The following is a 1,226-nucleotide window of genomic DNA, read 5'->3' on the forward strand; positions in this document are numbered from 1 at the left end:
TACCGTGAGCGCGCCCCCGAACACGCCCCCCACGTGCACCCCGCCGCCCCTCACCCGCATCACTGCCGCGCAACGATTTACGCGAAGCCGCTGTGCGCTGTGTCACGGTGGAGTTCAATTCAGCGCAGGCAAGGCAGACGTACGAATGACGTACGTACGGCAGGGGGTGCCAGGGTGAGTGTTTCCCGGCGCGGTGGGACCACGGACGATCCAGGTGCTCGGGGTGGGACCACGGACGGGCAGGGTGCTGCGGAGCCGGCGCACGGCGCTCCCGGGCGTGACGACTCGGAGTTGCTCGCCGCGCTTCTCGACGGCATGGACGCGGCGCTGTGCGCGCTCGACACGAACGGTGTCGTGACGCACTGGAACCGTGAGGCGGAGCGCATTCTCGGCTGGACGCCGGACGAGGCGGTCGGCCGGCAGGGCTTCGGCGGCTGGGCCGCGCGCGAGGCGGACGCGGACGACATGTGGCGTTCGCTCGCCGGCGCGATGCGCGCGCCGGGGCGCCAGGTCCACGAGTTCGCGCTGCTCACGAAGGACGGCGGGCGCGTGCTCGTCCGCGTCCAGTCCGCCGCCGTGCGGGACACCGACGGGCGCCCGGCGGGGGTGTACTGCGCGTTCAGCGAGGTGCACACCCAGATAGACCTGGAGCGTTCCATAGCCCTCGGCGAAGCCCTCTTCGAGGACGCCGCCTGGGGCGTCGTGCTCGTGGACGCCGATCTGCGGCCCGCCGCCGTCAACGCCTACGCCGCCCGCGCGCTCGGTACCGGCCGCACGGCGCTCCTCGGCCGTCCGCTCGCCGATCTCCTCGGCCAGGGCGTCGAGGAACTGGAGAGCGCCCTCACGCACGTGCTCGCAGAAGGGGCCCCGCCCGCTCCCGCCGAGCTGTGGGTGACGGTCCGCGAGGACGCGGAACGCGCGCGGCGCTGCTGGCGCTCCGGCTTCGTGCGCCTCTCCTCACCGCTCAGCGAGGAGCCGGTGCCGCTCGGCGTCGGCTGGTTCTTCCAGGACGTGACCGAGGCGCGGCTCGCCGAGCAGGAGAGCGCGCAACTGCGCTTCCGCTCGGGGCAGTCGCAGCGTGCCGCGCGTGCGGCGGCCGAGTGCGAGGACCCCGGCGAGGCGATCACCGTCCATCTCGACTTCGCCCTCGCGGGCTTCGCCGACCACGCGCTCGTCGACCTGCTCGACACCCCCGCCCCGCACCACGAGCCCGAGGGCGACGGCGG

At 73.7% G+C, this 1,226-nt stretch carries 1 pseudogene; it reads left to right on the forward strand.

Going from position 1 to position 1,226, the window contains the following annotated elements:
- Positions 1-174 precede the first annotated feature (174 nt).
- Positions 175-1,226, forward strand: a pseudogene (locus SSBG_RS16755) (PAS domain-containing protein); the annotation flags it as partial.

It is taken from the genome of Streptomyces sp. SPB074, assembly GCF_000154905.1.
Taxonomy (GTDB): domain Bacteria; phylum Actinomycetota; class Actinomycetes; order Streptomycetales; family Streptomycetaceae; genus Streptomyces.